General features: G+C 71.6%; 17 protein-coding genes and 1 riboswitch. Of the genes, 7 read left to right on the top strand and 10 right to left on the bottom strand.

The genetic code is table 11. From position 1 onward, the window contains the following. Positions 1-24 precede the first annotated feature (24 nt). The 3 genes from thiE to OG700_RS30015 all read right to left on the bottom strand — a co-directional run bounded on the left by thiE (position 25) and on the right by OG700_RS30015 (position 2,515). On the bottom strand, positions 25-693 hold the full coding sequence (gene thiE / locus OG700_RS30025) for a thiamine phosphate synthase (protein ID WP_405619002.1): 669 nt from the start codon (positions 691-693) through the stop codon (positions 25-27). An 87-nt stretch (positions 694-780) separates the two neighbouring features. Next, positions 781-1,146, bottom strand: a complete 366-nt coding sequence (locus OG700_RS30020) for an Rv2175c family DNA-binding protein (protein WP_031231907.1) — start codon at positions 1,144-1,146, stop codon at positions 781-783. 205 nt (positions 1,147-1,351) lie between these two features. Continuing rightward, complete coding sequence (locus OG700_RS30015; protein WP_405622077.1) at positions 1,352-2,515, bottom strand: NAD(P)/FAD-dependent oxidoreductase; 1,164 nt, start codon at positions 2,513-2,515, stop codon at positions 1,352-1,354. A gap of 164 nt (positions 2,516-2,679) precedes the next feature. Next, positions 2,680-2,793: riboswitch (TPP riboswitch) on the top strand. Here OG700_RS30015 and thiO point away from each other — a divergent pair. From thiO to OG700_RS29990, 5 genes are all read left to right on the top strand, one after another. Beyond that, a complete protein-coding gene (gene thiO / locus OG700_RS30010) occupies positions 2,791-3,996 on the top strand; it encodes a glycine oxidase ThiO (RefSeq protein WP_405618999.1) in 1,206 nt (401 codons plus the stop codon). Its footprint overlaps the riboswitch before it by 3 nt. After that, positions 3,993-4,208: a sulfur carrier protein ThiS gene (gene thiS, locus OG700_RS30005; RefSeq protein ID WP_405618997.1), complete on the top strand. Its 216-nt coding sequence runs from the start codon at positions 3,993-3,995 to the stop codon at positions 4,206-4,208. The genes thiO and thiS overlap by 4 nt, the downstream gene beginning before the upstream one ends. A 4-nt stretch (positions 4,209-4,212) precedes the next feature. Next, positions 4,213-5,007: a thiazole synthase gene (locus OG700_RS30000; protein WP_405618995.1), complete on the top strand. Its 795-nt coding sequence runs from the start codon at positions 4,213-4,215 to the stop codon at positions 5,005-5,007. Positions 5,008-5,152: 145 nt separating this feature from the next. Continuing rightward, entirely contained in the window at positions 5,153-7,306 is a 2,154-nt protein-coding gene (locus OG700_RS29995; protein WP_405618993.1) for a PASTA domain-containing protein, read from the top strand. A 3-nt stretch (positions 7,307-7,309) separates the two neighbouring features. Further along, entirely contained in the window at positions 7,310-8,182 is an 873-nt protein-coding gene (locus tag OG700_RS29990; protein WP_405618991.1) for a deoxyribonuclease IV, read from the top strand. A gap of 204 nt (positions 8,183-8,386) precedes the next feature. Here OG700_RS29990 and OG700_RS29985 read toward each other — a convergent pair whose 3' ends face one another. Further along, complete coding sequence (locus tag OG700_RS29985; protein WP_405618989.1) at positions 8,387-9,019, bottom strand: sulfite oxidase-like oxidoreductase; 633 nt, start codon at positions 9,017-9,019, stop codon at positions 8,387-8,389. A gap of 154 nt (positions 9,020-9,173) precedes the next feature. Between OG700_RS29985 and bfr the strand changes: the two genes are divergently transcribed. Continuing rightward, positions 9,174-9,653 carry a bacterioferritin gene (bfr, locus tag OG700_RS29980; protein ID WP_405618987.1) on the top strand — a complete coding sequence of 160 codons (480 nt, stop codon included), beginning with the start codon at positions 9,174-9,176 and terminating at the stop codon, positions 9,651-9,653. Between the two features lie 58 nt (positions 9,654-9,711). Here the strand turns inward: bfr and OG700_RS29975 are convergent, their stop codons facing one another. After that, the gene (locus OG700_RS29975) at positions 9,712-10,005 is read right to left on the bottom strand and encodes a bacterioferritin-associated ferredoxin (protein ID WP_405618985.1); all 294 of its coding nucleotides are present in this window, start codon (positions 10,003-10,005) and stop codon (positions 9,712-9,714) included. 192 nt (positions 10,006-10,197) lie between these two features. Then, the gene (locus OG700_RS29970) at positions 10,198-11,553 is read right to left on the bottom strand and encodes a class II 3-deoxy-7-phosphoheptulonate synthase (RefSeq protein WP_405618983.1); all 1,356 of its coding nucleotides are present in this window, start codon (positions 11,551-11,553) and stop codon (positions 10,198-10,200) included. A 290-nt stretch (positions 11,554-11,843) separates the two neighbouring features. Here OG700_RS29970 and OG700_RS29965 point away from each other — a divergent pair, with 290 nt between their 5' ends. Next, the gene (locus OG700_RS29965) at positions 11,844-13,826 is read left to right on the top strand and encodes an anthranilate synthase family protein (RefSeq protein ID WP_405618981.1); all 1,983 of its coding nucleotides are present in this window, start codon (positions 11,844-11,846) and stop codon (positions 13,824-13,826) included. Between the two features lie 49 nt (positions 13,827-13,875). Here OG700_RS29965 and OG700_RS29960 read toward each other — a convergent pair whose 3' ends face one another. The 4 genes from OG700_RS29960 to OG700_RS29945 form a co-directional block, all read right to left on the bottom strand. Further along, positions 13,876-14,904, bottom strand: a complete 1,029-nt coding sequence (locus OG700_RS29960; protein WP_405618979.1) for a 6-phosphofructokinase — start codon at positions 14,902-14,904, stop codon at positions 13,876-13,878. 157 nt (positions 14,905-15,061) lie between these two features. Further along, complete coding sequence (locus tag OG700_RS29955) at positions 15,062-15,706, bottom strand: response regulator (RefSeq protein WP_405622075.1); 645 nt, start codon at positions 15,704-15,706, stop codon at positions 15,062-15,064. A gap of 80 nt (positions 15,707-15,786) precedes the next feature. Beyond that, a complete protein-coding gene (gene macS / locus OG700_RS29950; protein ID WP_405618977.1) occupies positions 15,787-17,034 on the bottom strand; it encodes a MacS family sensor histidine kinase in 1,248 nt (415 codons plus the stop codon). Positions 17,035-17,088: 54 nt separating this feature from the next. Continuing rightward, positions 17,089-17,793 (bottom strand): lysophospholipid acyltransferase family protein, encoded by a 705-nt coding sequence (locus tag OG700_RS29945; RefSeq protein ID WP_405618975.1) that lies wholly within the window; start codon positions 17,791-17,793, stop codon positions 17,089-17,091. Positions 17,794-17,799 lie beyond the last annotated feature (6 nt).

The following is a 17,799-nucleotide window of genomic DNA, read 5'->3' as shown; positions in this document are numbered from 1 at the left end:
GGGCGCGGGTTCAGGCGGCGCGGGTCACGCGACCCGGTCCCGGACGCGCTTCGCGATGCCGGCGGCGGCCGCGGCCGGATCGTCCGCCTCCGTGAGGGCCCGTACGACCACGACCCGGCGGGCCCCGGCGTCCAGCACCTCTTCGAGATTGCCCGCGTCGATCCCGCCGATCGCGAACCACGGGCGCCGGGTGGCCAGCGACGCGGCGTACCGCACGAGGCCGAGGCCGGGGGCGGGCCGGCCGGGCTTGGTGGGGGTGGGCCAGCAGGGTCCGGCGCAGAAGTAGTCCACGCCGGGCTCGCCCGCCGCCGCCATCACCTCGGCCTCGCCATGGGTGGAGCGGCCGATCAGCGGCTCCGTACCGAGGATGGCGCGGGCGGCCGAGACGGGCAGGTCCCCCTGGCCCAGGTGCAGCACGTCGGAACCGATGGCGTGCGCCACGTCGGCCCGGTCGTTCACGGCGAGCAGCTTGCCGTGGCGCCGGCAGGCGTCGGCGAAGACCTGGAGGTGGTCCAGCTCCTCGGCCGCCTCCATGCCCTTGTCACGCAGCTGCACGATGTCCACACCGGAGGTGAGGACGGCGTCCAGGAAGTCGGGGAGGTCCCCCTGCCGCTTCCGCGCGTCCGTACAGAGATAGAGCCGGGCGTCGGACAGCAGATCGAGTGCGCTGGGCGCACCGGGCGCTGCGGGCATGCGGGTCTCCCCCGTCGGATCAGTGTCGTGGGACGACCGTACGCGGGCCGGGGCGGCCCGGTCCGCGCACGGCCGGTGGTGGTGCCGTCAGACGGCGAGCGCCTGCGCGCGGCGCTTCACCTCCGTACCGCGATTCTCGCTGAGGGCCTGCGCGGGCGTGCCCGGCAGGGACGGGTCGGGAGTGAAGAGCCACTCAAGCATCTCTTCGTCGGTGAAGCTGTCGTCCCTGAGGAGCGTCAAGGTCCCCGCGAGGCCCTTGACCACCTTGTTGCCGTCGATGAAGGCAGCCGGCACCTGGAGCGCGCGGTTCTCACCGCGGCGCACGGCGATCAGCGTGCCTTCCTTCACGAGCTGGCGTACACGCGTCACCTCGATATCGAGCATTTCGGCGATATCGGGCAGGTGGAGCCAGGCAGGGACGAGAGCATCGATCTTTGCGTCAATCTCAGTCACAGGACAAGCCTGCCATCCCGGACTGACAGTCGGAAGCCGAGCCGGGCACCGAGAGCCTGTCCGGCGGATCGGCGAGCGGCGCACGAGGCCGTGGGCGACGGGGCGGGGCGCCGCCGGGGAGCCGGTCGGAGTCGCGGTCGGGGAGCCGGTCGGAGTCGCGGTCGGCGAGCCGACGGAGAGCCGTCAGAGAGCCGTCAGAGAGCCGTCAGAGAGCCGTCATCTTGAGCGGTACGGCGGGGTCGGCGGCCCGCTCCGTGTCGATCCGCGCGCCCGCCGCGACGAGCTTGCGGCCCTGCGCCAGGTCACGCGGTCGGCCGACGGCCAGCAGCGCCACCAGCACCCCCTCGCGCAGCCAGAGGACCGACCAGGCGGCGCTCGCCGGGTCGCCGCGCCACAGGAGGGTGTCGGCCCGCGCGTGGTGGCCCGCGTACTGCACGAAGCGGCCGAACTGCTCGGACCAGAAGTACGGGACGGGGTCGTACGGCTCGTGCGACTCCCCCACGATGTCGGCGGCGACCGTGCGCGGCCCCTGGAGCGCGTTGTCCCAGTGGTGCACCAGCAGCCGCTCGCCGTAGCGGGCCGAGGGGAACGAGGCGCAGTCACCGACCGCGTACACGCCGGGCGACGAGGTACGCAGCCGGTCGTCGGCCGTGACGGCGCCCTCGGCGCCGGTCGCGATGCCGGAGCCCGCCAGCCAGGCCGTGGCGGGTCGGGCGCCGATGCCCACGACCACCGCGTCCGCCGCCAGCTCGCGGCCGTCGGTGAGGACCACCCTGCCGGGCTCGACGGTCGCCACGCGCGCATCGGTGAGGAGTTCCGCGCCGCTCTCGGCGTACCAGTGCGCCATCGGAGTGGCGACCTCGGCCGGCAGGGCGCCGGCGAGCGGGCGGTCCGCGGCCTCGACGACGGTGACCGCGCAGTCGGCCTCCCTGGCGGCGGTGGTGAACTCGGCGCCGATCCAGCCCGCTCCCACCACCACGATGTGGTGCTTGCGGTCCAGGACGGGGCGCAGCCGCGCGGCGTCGTCCAGGGTGCGCAGCAGATGGACACCGGGGACGCCCGCCGCGCCCGGCAGGGTGACCGGTTCGGCGCCGGTGGCGACGACCAGGACGTCGTACGCAACCGGGCCCGCCTCTGTGTCCACCTCACGGTCCTCCGGGCGCACGCCGGTCACTTCGAGACCCAGCCGCAGTTCCACGGAGAGGGCGTCGAAGTCGACGTCGAAGGCCGAGCTCTCCGCCGTCCCCAGGAGGACGGCCTTCGAGAGTGGGGGCCGGTCGTAGGGCTGGTGCCGTTCGGCGCCGATGAGGGTGACGGCGCCGTCGTACCCCAATTCGCGCAGTGCCACGGCGGTCTGCACACCCGCCATGCCCGCGCCGACGACCACCACGCGCCGCTCGTCCGTCTGCTTCCGCTGCTCACTCACCCGATCACCTTAAGGAACCGGCCGGGACCACGACTCCCTTACCGGGTGCGTGGACCGGGGGTTACCCTGGCCCCGGAACCACCGATCGGCAGTAGGAATCAAGAGACTTCACACCTCGCGGGAGCCCGTACGCACCGGGCTGAGAGGGAGGCTGACGCGGCCTCCGACCGTACGAACCTGATCCGGGTCATGCCGGCGAAGGGAGGAGCGGGACGCCCATGCGGTCATCTCATACCGATGTCCTGGTCGTCGGGGGCGGGATCATCGGCCTCGTCACCGCCTGGCGCGCGGCGCAGCGCGGGCTCGGCGTCACCGTCGTCGATCCCGAGCCGGGCGGCGGGGCCGCCCGGGTCGCCGCCGGGATGCTCGCCGCCGTCAGCGAACTCGACCACGGCGAACAGACCCTGCTGGGGCTGAACATCGCCTCCGCGCGGCTCTACCCCGACTTCGTCGCCGAACTGGAGTCGGCCACCGGCCAGGACACCGGCTACCGCGCCTGCGGCACCCTCGCCGTCGCCCTCGACACCGACGACCGGGCCCGGCTGCGTGAACTCCACGCCCTCCAGAGAAGGTCGGGGCTGGAGTCCGAATGGCTCACCGGCCGCGAGTGCCGGCGGCTGGAGCCGATGCTCGCTCCGGGCGTACGCGGCGGGCTGCGGGTCGACGGTGACCACCAGATCGACCCGCGCAGGCTCGCAGCCGCCCTGCTGACGGCCTGCGAGCGGGCGGGGGTGGTCTTCCACCGGGCGTGGGCCGAACGGCTGCGAGTGGTCCGGGACCGGGCCGCCGGGGTCACGGTCGGTGGCGGCACCGAACTCGGCGCCGACCAGGTCGTCATCGCCGGGGGCAGCCTCAGCGGGCAGCTCGCGGGCGTGCCGGACGACGTCCTGCCGCCGGTACGTCCCGTCAAGGGCCAGGTCCTGCGGCTGACGGTGCCGCGCCCGTACGCCCCGTTCCTGTCCCGGACACTGCGGGCCGAGGTCCGCGGCAGCCACGTCTATCTGGTGCCGCGCGAGAACGGCGAGCTGGTCGTGGGCGCGACGAGCGAAGAGCTGGGCTGGGACACGACGGTGACGGCGGGCGGGGTGTACGAACTGCTGCGCGACGCCCATGAACTGCTCCCCGGCATCACCGAACTGCCGCTCACCGAGACCCGCGCCGGGCTGCGCCCGACGTCGCCGGACAACGCCCCGCTGCTCGGACCGACCGCCCTGCCTGGCCTGCTTCTGGCCACCGGGCACCACCGCAACGGGGTGCTCCTGACGCCCGTCACCGGCCAGGTGATGGCCACCGTGCTCACGACCGGTGAACTCCCCGACGACGCGCGGCCCTTCACACCCGGCCGCTTCGCGCCGGCCTTCGTGCCCGGCCCCTCGCCGGCCTTCTCCCCCGCCGTCTCCGTAGGTCAGGAGCAGCACGCATGAGCACCGAATCCGTGACCGTCTCGGTGAACGGGGAGGCCCGCGTCCTCGCCGTCCCCGTCACCCTCGACGTCCTCGTCGCGACCCTCACCCCCGCCCCTTCGGGCGTCGCCGCCGCGCTCAACGAGACCGTCGTCCCGCGCGGGCGCTGGTCCGCGACCCCCCTGGCCGACGGCGACCGCGTCGAAGTCCTCACCGCCGTCCAAGGAGGCTGACCCGATGTCCGGCGACCGGCTCACCATCGGCGGCACCGTCCTCAACTCCCGGCTCATCATGGGCACGGGCGGCGCGCCCAGCCTCGACGTACTGGAAAGGTCCCTGACCGCGTCGGGCACCGAACTCACCACCGTCGCGATGCGCCGGCTGGACCCGACCGTGCACGGCTCCGTCCTGTCCGTGCTCGGCCGGCTGGGCATCCGGGTCCTGCCGAACACGGCGGGCTGCCACACGGCGGGTGAGGCCGTCCTCACCGCCCGCCTGGCGCGCGAGGCGCTGGGCACCGACTGGATCAAGCTCGAAGTGGTGGCCGACGAACGGACGCTGCTGCCCGACCCGATCGAACTGCTGGACGCCGCCGAGACGTTGGTGGACGACGGCTTCACGGTCCTGCCGTACACGAACGACGATCCCGTACTCGCCAGGAAACTGGAGGACGTGGGCTGCGCGGCGATCATGCCGCTCGGGTCCCCGATCGGATCGGGTCTGGGCATCCGTAATCCGCACAACTTCCAGCTGATCACCGCTCACGCACACGTGCCGGTGATCCTGGACGCGGGGGCCGGCACGGCGTCCGACGCCGCCCTCGCCATGGAGCTGGGCTGTGCGGCCGTCATGCTCGCGTCGGCGGTCACGCGCGCCCAGGAGCCCGTCCTGATGGCCGAGGCGATGCGGCACGCGGTCGAGGCGGGGCGGCTGGCCTTCCGCGCGGGCCGCATTCCGCGCCGGCACTTCGCGGACGCCTCGTCTCCTACGGAGGGGCTGGCGGTGCTGGACCCGGAGCGGCCCGCGTTCTGAGGCGCCGCGTTGTGAGCCCCCGCGCTCCGGGGCGACGGCCGATTGCCGCGGTGTGGTGTGTGTGCTGTCACAAGACGGCTCCATTGGCGCGTCGGGCCTGACCCGGGGCTGCGGGAGTGTCGGCGGTGGCTCGTAGACTCAACGGGTGGATACGACGCTCAAGGACCCTCTCGTCGGGCAGCTGCTCGACGGCCGCTACCGCGTCGACGCGCGCATCGCCGTCGGCGGCATGGCCACGGTCTACCGCGCTGTCGACACCCGGCTCGACCGGGTCCTGGCCCTCAAGGTGATGCACCCGGCCCTGGCGACCGACGCCACCTTCGTGGAGCGCTTCATCCGCGAGGCGAAGTCCGTGGCGCGGCTGGCGCATCCGAACGTCGTCGGGGTCTTCGACCAGGGCGCCGAGGGCGCGTACGTGTATCTGGCGATGGAGTACGTGGAGGGCTGCACGCTGCGGGACGTGCTGCGCGAGCGCGGCGCCCTCCAGCCCCGTGCCGCCCTGGACATCCTGGAGCCGATGCTGGCCGCGCTGGGCGCCGCCCACCGGGCGGGCTTCATCCACCGGGACATCAAGCCGGAGAACGTCCTGATAGGGGACGACGGCCGGGTGAAGGTCGCCGACTTCGGTCTCGTACGGGCCATCGGCTCGGTCACCAACACCACGGGCACGATCCTGGGCACCGTCTCGTACCTCGCCCCGGAGCAGATCGAGTACGGCACGTCCGACACCCGCGTGGACGTGTACGCGTGCGGTGTCGTCCTGCACGAGATGCTGACCGGCGCCAAGCCGCACGGCGGGGACACCCCCGCGCAGGTGCTCTACCTCCATCTGAACGAGGACGTGCCCGCGCCGTCCGCAGCCGTGCCCGGTATGGCGATCGAGCTGGACGAGCTGGTCGCGACGGCGACCGCCCGCAATCCGGAGATCCGCCCGGAGGACGCGGTGGCGCTCCTCGCGCTGACCCGGCACACGCGCGCCGCGCTCGACGACGCGCAGTTGGACGCGGTGCCGCCGCAGGCCGCGGCGGCCGCGGCGAAGACCGCGTCGGCCGCCGCCGCGGGGTCGACGGACGGCGCACGCGGCGGGAAGGGCGCGCGCTCGGGCCCCGCGTCGGAGCCGTCCCAGGACGGCCACAACAGCGCGAGCGGCAGCGCGGCCGGGGGCGCCCACGACGCCTCCGACAGCGCCGGTTCCGCTTCCGGTTCCGCTCCCGCCTCCAGTGGCGCCGACGACGGCTCCGACGACCGTACGAGCGTGATTCCGCGCCTCGTCCGCCCCCACGCCTCGTCCGACGACTCCCGGGAGGACGGCGGGGTCCACCGCACCAGCCGGCTCACGATGCCGCCGCCGGGTCCGCCGGCTCCCCCGCGGCAGCCGCCCGAGCCCCGCCGGGCCGGCCGGTTCGCCTCCCCGCCCCGCAGGGGCGTCCTGGCGATCGTGGTCGCCGCCCTGCTGGTGCTCGGTGTGGGCGTCGGCGTCTGGTACATCAACTCGGGGCAGTTCACCCGCGTCCCCTCGCTCCTCGGACAGACCGAACAAGCGGCGAAGAAGCGGCTCGGCGACGCCGGGCTCGACATGAGCGTCGAGAAGGACTTCAGCGCGACGTTCGAGCGCGGCACGGTCATGCGCACCGACCCCGCGCCCCGGGCGCGGATACGGGGCAACGGTTCGGTGACGGTCGTGATCTCCCGCGGGCCGGAGATCGTCCGCGTCCCCGACCTGACCGGCAAGTCACTGGCCGACGCCAAGGACGCGCTGAGGAAGGCCGGGCTGGCGCCCGGCGTCGTGACACGGTCCTTCGACGAGCAGACCGACCAGGGCGACATCATCCGCACCCAGCCGAAGTCGGGTACGGAGCTGCGGCCCGACGCCGGGGTGGCGCTGGTCGTCAGCAAGGGCCGCCCGGTCCACATGCCCGATGTGACGGGGCAGTCCGAGGAGGAGGCGACCGCCTCACTCGAAGACGCGGGACTCGACGTGAAGATCGCGGCCGAGCGGGTCAACTCCCCCGAGGACAGCGGTTCGGTGGCCGGGCAGTCCGCGAAGGAAGGCGCCAGGCTCGCCCGTGGCGACACGGTCACGCTGACCATCTCCAAGGGCCCGCGGATGATCGCCGTCCCGGATGTCACGGGGAAGTCCATAGACGCGGCCAGGACCGAACTGACGGACGCGGGCTTCGAGGTGAAGGTCGACCGGAGCTTCCCGTTCCTGGACGACACCGTGTCGGAGCAGTCCGTCGACGGCGGCGAGAAGGCCGCCGAGGGCAGCACCATCACCATCACGACCAAGGGAATCTGAGGCGTGACGCTCCCCGACCGCCCGCGCAATCCCGTCGGCGGCCATGTTCCGGTGGCGGGCGGCCTCGCCCGCGTGGGGCTGGCCTGGGCGCGTGACATCGGCGCGGAGACCGTGCAGGTCTTCGTCGCCAATCCACGCGGCTGGGCGACGCCCGACGGCAATCCGGCGCGGGACGAGCGGTTCCGCGCGGAGTGCGCCGCCGAGGGGCTGTCCGCGTACGTCCACGCGCCGTATCTGATCAACTTCGGCTCCCACACCCCCGAGACGGCCGAGAAGTCCGTGCACTCCCTGCGGCACAGCCTGCGCCGGGGCCGGGAGATCGGCGCCCCGGGCGTCGTCGTGCACACCGGCTCGGCGACCGGCGGGCGGCCGCGCGAGGTGGCGCTCGCGCAGGTACGGGAGCGGATGCTGCCGCTCCTCGACGAGCTGACGCGCGACGACGACCCGTATCTGCTGCTGGAGTCAACCGCGGGGCAGGGTTTCTCGCTCTGCTCGCTCGCCGAGGACTTCGGCCCGTACTTCGACGCGCTCGGCTCTCATCCCAAGCTCGGCATCTGCCTCGACACCTGCCACATCTTCGCGGCGGGCCACGATCTGGCCGCGCCCGGCGGGACGCACCGGACGCTGGACGAACTGGTGGCGGCGGTGGGGCCGGGGAGGCTCAAGCTGATCCACGCCAACGACTCGAAGGACGTGTCGGGCGCCCGCAAGGACCGGCACATGAACATCGGCGCGGGTCATATCGGTGAGGAGCCGTTCCGGGCGCTGTTCTCGCATCCGGCGACCGAGGGGGTGCCGCTGGTGATCGAGACCCCCGGCGGCAAGGAGGGGCACGCGGCGGACGTGGCCCTGCTGAAGAAGCTGCGCGACGCGTAGGGCGGACGGCGGCCCGAGCGACAGGACCTAGGGCATGTTGCGAAAGTCCCGCCTGGCCGACGACGCCTGGCACGCGCACTCGCCGCGTTGTCGGAATCATCCAAGTACGTCCAGTACGAGAACGATCCTCCGCCTTGCGATCGCACGCACCAGACGCCGTCGGCCCCGCCCTTCGGGCGGACGGCGCTACTTTCGCAACACGCCCTAGAGTTCCGGGCCGTCCCCGGGGCCTTCCTGGTACGAGTAGCGCTGCTCGTCCCAGGGGTCGCCGATGTTGTGATAGCCGCGCTCCTCCCAGAAGCCGCGGCGGTCGGCGGTCATGTATTCCACGCCCCGGACCCATTTCGGGCCCTTCCACGCGTACAGGTGCGGCACGACGAGCCGCAGGGGGAATCCGTGTTCGGCGGTGAGGAGTTCGCCGCCGTTGTGGGTGGCGAAAATGGTCCGTTCCGAGGTGAAGTCGGCGAGCCGGACATTGGCGCTGTAGCCGTACTCGGCCCAGACCATGACATGGGTGACGGCGGGCGCCGGCGGGGCCAGTTCCAGGATCGTACGGGCGAGTACGCCGCCCCATTCGGCCCCGAGCATGCTGAATTTTGTCACGCAATGCAGATCGGCGACGACCGTCGAGAAGGGCAGGGCCGAGAACTCTTCGTGATTCCAGCAGCGCTTGTCACCGTCGACCGTGGCGCCGAAGACCCGGAACTCCCAGCGGTCCGGCTTGAACTTGGGCACCGGGCCGTAATGGGTGACCGGCCAGCCGCGCTGGAGCCGCTGCCCCGGTGGAAGCCCGGACTGCGCCGACTCCCCTTCCTCCCGGCTCTGCGGCTGACCCATGCCTTCCATGGTGACAGACCGCGAAGGGTGGTCATGACCAGGTACAGGCCGATTGGGGCAACTCCTACTAAGCCGGGCCTTACTGGACGCCCTACGGACGCGATGCGAGGATGCGCGCATCCTGGCCAGTCCCCGTGTGGAAGGAGCCTCTGCGATGCAGGGCGACCCCGAGGTCATCGAGTTCCTCAATGAGCAGCTGACCGCCGAATTGACCGCGATCAACCAGTACTTCCTGCACGCGAAAATGCAGGAGAACTTCGGTTGGACGAAGCTCGCGAAGTACACACGGTCCGAGTCCTTCGACGAAATGAAGCACGCGGAGATCCTGACCGACCGGATTCTCTTCCTGGAGGGCCTGCCGAATTATCAGCGGCTTTTCCATGTACGGATCGGCCAGACCGTCACCGAGATGTTCAACGCCGACCGGCAGATCGAGGTGGAGGCGATCGACCGGCTGCGGCGCGGGGTCGACGTCATGCGCGCCAAGGGCGACATCACATCGGCGAAGATCTTCGAGTCGATCCTCAAGGACGAGGAACACCACATCGACTATCTCGACACCCAGCTGGAACTGGTCGAGAAGCTCGGTGAGGCGCTGTACATCGCCCAGCTGATCGAGCAGCCGGACAGCTGACGGGCGAGGGGGGCGAGCACGGCCTACCCCTGCGAGCCTCGGCGCACCGACGCGTCCGTCAGGCGGCTTCCAGGCCCTTCAGGCCCCCCGACGTGGTCACCGCCCGCACGACGGCCGTCTCCACGGCCGTCTCCACCGAAGCGGTCGCCGCCGCGGCCGTCCCCAGCAGCTCACGGCGCGGACACCCGCCGCGGCCGAGGATCGACTGGATGCTGCGCACGCACGAACCGCAGTCCGTGCCGGCCTTCGAGGCGGAGGCTATCTGGCGGGGCGTGCACGCCCCGGCGTCCGCGTGTTCCCTGACCTGCTTCTCGGTGATGCCGAAGCACGAACAGACGTACACGCGGTTCACCTCCCGACGGGATCATTGGCTGGCGCCGTCCCGCTTCGAACGGTGAGGCAAACCTAACCTTACCTGCCGCCCCATGCGCGCGAAAGACCCCCATACGTGGGTGGGGCGCGGATCACATCGCGATCCGCGCCCCACCGTTCGTACCGTTCCGCGTGCCTGCCGCGCCCGGCGTCGCCACCGGGGCGGCGCGCCCTACTGCGCCCGGTACATCTCCGCGACGAGGAAGGCCAGGTCGAGCGACTGGCTGCGGTTGAGCCGGGGGTCGCAGGCCGTCTCGTACCGCTGGTGCAGGTCGTCCACGAAGATCTCGTCGCCGCCGCCCACGCACTCGGTGACGTCCTCGCCGGTCAGCTCCACATGGATGCCGCCCGGGTGCGTCCCCAGGCCCTTGTGGACCTCGAAGAAGCCCTTGACCTCGTCCAGCACGTCGTCGAACCGGCGGGTCTTGTGACCGGACGCCGCCTCGAAGGTGTTGCCGTGCATCGGGTCGGTCACCCACGCCACCGTCGCGCCGGACGCGGTGACCTTCTCGACCAGCTCGGGGAGCTTGTCCCTGACCTTGTCGGCGCCCATCCGGACGACGAAGGTCAGCCGGCCGGGCTCGCGCTCGGGGTCGAGCCGGTCGATGTAGCTGAGCGCGTCGTCCACCGTCGATGTCGGGCCGAGCTTGATACCGATCGGGTTGGCGATCTTCGAGGCGAACTCGATGTGCGCGCCGTCCAGTTGACGGGTGCGCTCACCGATCCAGACCATGTGGCCCGAGACGTCGTACAGCTTGCCGGTGCGCGAGTCCACGCGGGTCAGCGCCGACTCGTAGTCCAGGAGCAGCGCCTCGTGCGAGGAGAAGAACTCGACCGTGCGGAACTCCGCCGGGTCGGTGCCCGCCGCCTTCATGAAGTTCAGCGCGTTGTCGATCTCGCGGGCGAGGCGCTCGTAACGCTGGCCGGACGGGGACGACTTCACGAAGTCCTGGTTCCAGGCGTGCACCTGGCGAAGGTCCGCGTAACCGCCGGTGGTGAAGGCGCGCACCAGGTTGAGCGTCGCGGCGGACGCGTTGTACATCCGCTTCAGGCGCTCGGGGTCCGGAATCCGGGCCGCCTCGGTGAAGGCGAAGCCGTTGACGGAGTCGCCGCGGTAGGTGGGCAGCGTCACACCGTCACGCGTCTCGGTGGGCTTGGACCGCGGCTTCGAGTACTGGCCGGCGATCCTGCCCACCTTCACCACCGGCACGGACGCCGCGTAGGTGAGGACGGCGCCCATCTGGAGGAGGGTCTTGAGCTTGCTGCGGATCTGTTCGGCGGACACGCCGTCGAAGGCCTCGGCGCAGTCGCCGCCCTGGAGCAGGAACGCCTCGCCCTTGGCGACGGCCCCCATCCTGGCGCGCAGCTGGTCGCACTCGCCCGCGAAGACGAGCGGCGGATAGCTTTCGAGCTCCGCGACGACGGCGCGCAGGGCCTCGGCATCGGGATACTCGGGCTGCTGCGCCGCGGGGAGGTCTCGCCAGGTCGCCTGAACGGCGGGTGCTCGGGTGTCAGCGTTCACGGTCACACCGACAACATTACGGGGTCCCGGCAGCCGTCCATGCCGTCTCTCAGTGGATGAGACGGCTGCCCGCGGTCGTGTCGCACACGGGCGATGTCGGTTAAGCTCCGCGGCATGTTGGCGCAACTGAACCAGGCTTGGTGGTGGACCGCACATCCGGCGGTCCGCTGATTCACGCGCGCAACACCGAATCGCAAGGCCGCCCGAGGGGCGGCCTTCCGTGTTTCCCGGCCTGTCGGCCGACCACGGACCGGGAATCGGGGCCGTTCCTCTCCTACGGAAGGAACCCACCCCGCATGGACACCAGCAGACTTCTCGCCCGGCTCCTCGGCGACGACCGCCGGCCCTTCGCCCTGCTGCGCCGCCGGACGCCCGGCCGCGACCACGACACCGTGGAACTGCTCGTCGGCGATGTGCGCGAGGTGCGCCGGCTGGCCGACATCCCGGCCGACGACGAGCGCCCCTCGCTCGCCCTCATCCCGTTCCGGCAGATCCGGGAGCGCGGCTTCGAGGCGCACGACGACGGCACCCCGCTGTCGGTGCTGGTGGCGGACGAGTCGTACGAACTGCCGCTCGCCGACGTCCTCGCGCACCTCCCCGCGCACCCGGTCCGGGTCGAGGACGGCGCGTTCGACATCACCGACGAGCGGTACGCGGACATCGTCCGGCGCGTCATCGAGGACGAGATCGGCCGTGGCGAGGGCGCCAACTTCGTCATCCGGCGGACCTTCGAGGGCCGGATCCCCGGCTTCGGGCGCGCCGACGCGCTCGCGCTCTTCCGGCGGCTGCTGGCCGGCGAGCGGGGCGCGTACTGGACGTACGTGGTGCACACCGGGGACAGGACCCTGGTCGGCGCGAGCCCCGAGGCGCATGTGCGGATGAGCGGCGGGACCGTCGTGATGAATCCCATCAGCGGGACGTTCCGCTATCCGCCCGAGGGGCCGACCATCGACGGGCTGCTCGAATTCCTCGGCGACCGCAAGGAGATCGACGAGCTGTCCATGGTCGTGGACGAGGAACTGAAGATGATGTGCACCGTCGGCGACATGGGCGGGGTGGTGATCGGCCCGCGGCTCAAGGAGATGTCCCATCTCGCGCACACGGAGTACGAGTTGCGCGGGCGCAGCTCGCTCGACGTCCGCGACGTGCTGCGGGAGACGATGTTCGCCGCGACCGTCACCGGATCGCCGGTGCAGAACGCCTGCCGCGTCATCGCGCGGTACGAGCCCCTGGGGCGGGACGGCGTCGGGCGCGGCTACTACGCGGGCGCGCTGGCCCTCGTCGGACGGGACTCGGGCGGCGCGCAGACCCTCGACTCCCCCATCCTGATCCGGACGGCCGACATCGACGCCGCCGGCGGACTGCGCGTACCGGTCGGGGCGACGCTCGTACGGCACTCCGACCCGGCGGGCGAGGTCGCCGAGACCCACGCCAAGGCGGCGGGGGTGCTGGCGGCGCTGGGTGTGCGCGCGGGGCGGCCGGGCGGTGCCTCCGTACGGAAGGTGCTCGCCGACGACCCGCGGGTGCGGGCCGCGCTGGACTCGCGGCGGGCACATCTGGCGCCGTTCTGGCTGAAGATGCAGGAGCGGTCGGTGGCACCGGCGGGGCACGCGCTGGTCATCGACAGCGAGGACACCTTCACGGCGATGCTCGCGCACCTGTTGCGGTCCGCGGGCCTGGACGTGACCGTACGGCGGTACGACGAACCCGGCCTCGGTAAGGAGGCGGTGCTCGCGCACCGGGGGCCCGTGGTGCTCGGCCCCGGGCCGGGGGATCCGTCGGACACGGCCGATCCCCGGATGCGTACGCTGCGCGCGCTGACCGCCGCGCTGCTGCGCGAGCACCGGGGCGGGCTGCTGGGCATCTGCCTCGGCAACGAGCTGATCGCGGCGGAGCTGGGCCTGCCGACGGCGCGCAAACGGCAGCCGTACCAGGGCGCGCAGAGCCGGATCGAACTCTTCGGCAGGACGGAGACCGTCGGCTTCTACAACAGCTTCACCGCCCGCTGCGACGACGCGCGGTCGGCGGAGCTGGCGGCGCGCGGCATCGAGGTGGGCCGGGACGCGGCGGGAGAGGTGCACGCGCTGCGGGGGCCGGGCTTCGCCGGGGTGCAGTTCCACCCGGAGTCCGTGTTGACGCTGCGCGGGCCGGAGATCGTCGGCGGACTCCTGGCCGACGTGATGCGCGGTTCACCGGGCCGGTCCGGTGGCCGGTCTGCCCTCGATCGCCGGACGGGCCTGGATCGCCGGACGGGCCTGGAAAGCCCGTCCGGCGACTGAGGACGAGCACGGCCGGCGGGCCGCGCGATCCGGTCAGGGACGGACCCCGTCAGCCGAAGAAGACACCGACTTCTTCATAGAGCTCCGGCTGGACGGTCTTGAGTTCCGCTATCGCCTCGGAGATCGGGACGCGCACGATGTCCGTGCCGCGCAGGGCGACCATCTTGCCGAAGTCGCCGTCCTTCACGGCCTCGATCGCGTGCAGCCCGAACCGGGTGGCCAGCCAGCGGTCGAAGGCGCTCGGTGTGCCACCGCGCTGCACATGGCCGAGGACGGTGGTCCGTGCCTCCTTGCCGGTGCGCTTCTCGATCTCCTTGGCGAGCCATTCGCCGACGCCCGACAGCCGGACATGGCCGAAGGAGTCCAGCGTCCCGTCCTTGAGGATGACCTCGCCGTCCTTGGGCATCGCGCCTTCGGCGATGACGACGATCGGCGCGTACGACGCCTTGAAACGCGACGTCACCCAGGCGCAGACCTGGTCGACGTCGAAGCGCTGCTCCGGGATGAGGATGACGTTCGCGCCGCCCGCCAGGCCCGAGTGCAGGGCGATCCAGCCGGCGTGCCGCCCCATCACCTCGCAGACGAGGACGCGCATGTGTGACTCGGCGGTGGTGTGGAGGCGGTCGATCGCCTCGGTCGCGATGCCGACCGCCGTGTCGAAGCCAAAGGTGTAGTCGGTCGCCGAAAGGTCGTTGTCAATGGTCTTGGGCACGCCCACACAGGGAATGCCGTGCACGTCGGAGAGCTGGGCCGCCACGCCCAGGGTGTCCTCCCCGCCGATCACGATGAGCGCGTCGACCTCGCCGCTCGCGAGGTTGTCCTTGATCCGGCGGACACCGTCCGCCGCCTTGAGCGGATTGGTGCGCGAGGATCCGAGGATGGTGCCGCCGCGGGGCAGGATGCCCCGCACCGTGGGGATGTCGAGCCGTACGGTGTCGCCTTCCAGCGGTCCGCGCCAGCCGTCCCGGAAGCCGGTGAACTCGTACCCGTACTCCTGGACGCCTTTGCGTACGATGCCTCGAATGACCGCATTGAGCCCTGGGCAGTCGCCGCCCCCGGTCAATACTCCGACCCGCATGGAAACACTTCCCTTCGCCGTCGGTGACGCACCTGAGCCACGCCTGGGTGACACAGGTCACCCCGGCATGGTGCGCAGGGTCATTTCCGTAGCACCAGAGGGCGGTGGGCGGCGGTTGCGGAACGGCGGGCCGTACGGCCGCGGGTCAGGCGCGCGTTCACACGTCGTCGAGGCCGCGTTCGATCGCGTACCGCACCAACTCGACGCGGTTGTGGAGCTGGAGCTTGCCGAGGGTGTTCTGCACATGGTTCTGCACGGTGCGGTGCGAGATGACCAGGCGCTCGGCGATCTGCTTGTACGAGAGCCCCTTGGCGACCAGGCGCAGCACCTCGGTCTCGCGCTCGGTCAGCTGCGGTGCCTTGGGCTCGTTGGACGCGGCGGGGGCGGGCTCGGAGGCGAGCCTGCGGTACTCGCCGAGGACCAGTCCGGCGAGTCCGGGGGTGAAGACCGGGTCGCCGACGGCGGTGCGCCGCACCGCGTCGGTCAGCTCGGCCGTACTGGCCGACTTCAGCAGATAGCCGGTGGCACCGGACTTCACGGCTTCGAGTACGTCGGCGTGCTCGCCGCTCGCCGAGAGGACCAGCACCCGCAGGCCGGGCTGGGAGCCGACCAGTTCCTTGCAGACCTGGACGCCGGGCATGCCGGGCAGGTTGAGGTCGAGGACGATCACGTCGGGGGTGGTGGCCGTCGCGCGGCGCACCGCCTGGGGGCCGTCACCGGCCGTCGCCACGACGTCGAACCCGGCCTCGGCCAGGTCGCGGGCGACGGCGTCGCGCCACATCGGGTGGTCGTCCACGACCATCACGCGGGTGGCGCGGTCCGCGTCGTCGGCCGCGCCCACATCCGTGCCCGCGCCCCGCTCGTTGTTGTCCGTCTGCTCGCTCATCGCTCCGCCTTCCCCCGTGGAACTCGTGGAACCCGTGGAACCTTCAACTCGACTTCCGTGCCCTGGCCGGGTACCGAGATCAGCTCGGCCGTACCGCCCAACTCCCGCAGCCGCCCCCGGATCGAGAGGGCGACACCGAGGCGCCCCTCCCCCTCGGCCTGCGCGAGCCGGCCCTCCGGGATGCCGGGGCCGTCGTCCCTGACCGTCACGATCACCTCGTCCGGCGAGTCCTCGACCAGGATCCAGGACCGGGCGCCGACGCCGGCGTGCCGACGGACATTGTCCAGGGCGGCGCTGACCGCCGCGGCCAGTTCCCTGGCCGCCGCGGGCCGGAGCAGGACGGGCGCGCCCGGCTCGGCGAGCGTCACCGCGGAGCCGGAGAGCGGCGCCAGCAGCGTACGCAGATCCCACGACCCGTCCTCGTCGGTGGCGTCCCCGGCCGCGTACTCGTACTCGGCGTCCTCGACGGTGCGCACCACCGCCCCCAGCGCGCTGTCCTCACTGGCGCGTGTGGTCGGTACGAGACCGCTGGAGACCAGTGTCCGCAGGGCGACCTCCTGCTCCCCGGCCATCCGGCCCAGCTCCGCCGCCTCGCCCCCCAGGGCCGTTCCACGCCGCTGCACCATCGCCAGGACCTGGAGCACGCTGTCGTGGATGTCGCGTGCCAGGCGCTCCCGTTCCCGGGTCGCCGCCTCGATCTCCAGGGCGCGCGCCAGGGTGCGTTCGGAGGCGCGGGCGACCTCCACGATGTAGCCGATCGCGATGGACGCCACCCACACCAGCAGCACGTTGTGCAGGGTGTCCCGGCTGGGGGTGCCGCGCCCGATCAGGTTGGCGACGGCGACCAGCGAGGAGGCGAAGGCCGCCCAGCGCCAGCCGCCCTTGACGGCGAAGGCGAGGACGGAGCCCGCGGTCCATATGGTCGGCAGGGTGGGGCCGTCCATGTGCCGTGCCTGTACGTCGACGACCGGGGTGAGCAGGATGCCGACGAGGGCGATGGTGAGGTCGACGCCGAGGAAACGCTTGGTGCAGCTGACGGCGCCGGCGACCTTGGGGAGCGTGACGACCGTCCAGACGACGAGCAGGGCGAAGTACCCGAGGGCGAGCCAGGGCCGCTCGAACTTGTCACGCCCGAAGGCGAAGATCAGGACGGCGTAGACCATGGTCAGCAGGCGGTACGCGGTGAGCGCGCGCCACAGCGGCTGCTCGACCGACATCCGTACCACCCGTTCGCGTCTGGCCATGTGTCCCCCACCCCGGTTTCGCGCAGCGTGTCCCGTCCTGCCGCCGAGCGGTGCTCAGCTCGCCTTCGCCTTCGCCTCGTCGGCGATCTTGCGCTTGGCCGCCGTCGCGTAGATGTCGACGTACTCCTGGCCGGAGAGCTTCATGATTTCGTACATGACCTCGTCGGTCAGTGAACGCAGGATGAACCGGTCGCCCTCCATGCCTTCGTACCGGCTGAAGTCCAGCGGCTTGCCGATCCTGATCCCCGGCCGCATCAGCTTCGGCATCACCGTGCCCGGCGGCTGGATCTTCTCCGTGTCGATCATGGCGACCGGGATGACGGGGGCGCCGGAGGCGAGCGCCACGCGGGCGAGGCCGCCGGGCTTGCCCCGGTAGAGCCGGCCGTCGGGCGACCGGGTGCCTTCGGGGTAGATACCGAACAGCTCGCCGCGCTCCAGTACCGCTATGCCGCTCTTGATGGCCGCCTCACCGGCGCCGCGCGCACCGGAGCGGTCGACCGGCAGTTGGCCGACCCCCTTGAAGAACGCGGCTGTGAGCCGCCCCTTCACACCCGGCGAGGTGAAGTACTCCGCCTTGGCGATGAAGGTGACCTTCCGGGTCAGGACCGCGGGGAGGAAGAACGAGTCCGAGAACGAGAGATGATTGCTCGCGAGGATCGCCGGCCCCTCCTCGGGAATGTTCTCGATGCCCTCCACCCAGGGTCTGAACGCAAGTTTGAGCGACCCTCCGATGGAGAACTTCATCGCGCCGTAGATCAACTCGGG

This window comes from Streptomyces sp. NBC_01508 (assembly GCF_045040315.1).
Classification (GTDB): Bacteria; Actinomycetota; Actinomycetes; order Streptomycetales; family Streptomycetaceae; genus Streptomyces.
Note: the sequence above shows the minus strand (reverse complement) of the source record. Positions and strands in the feature narration are given on the sequence as shown.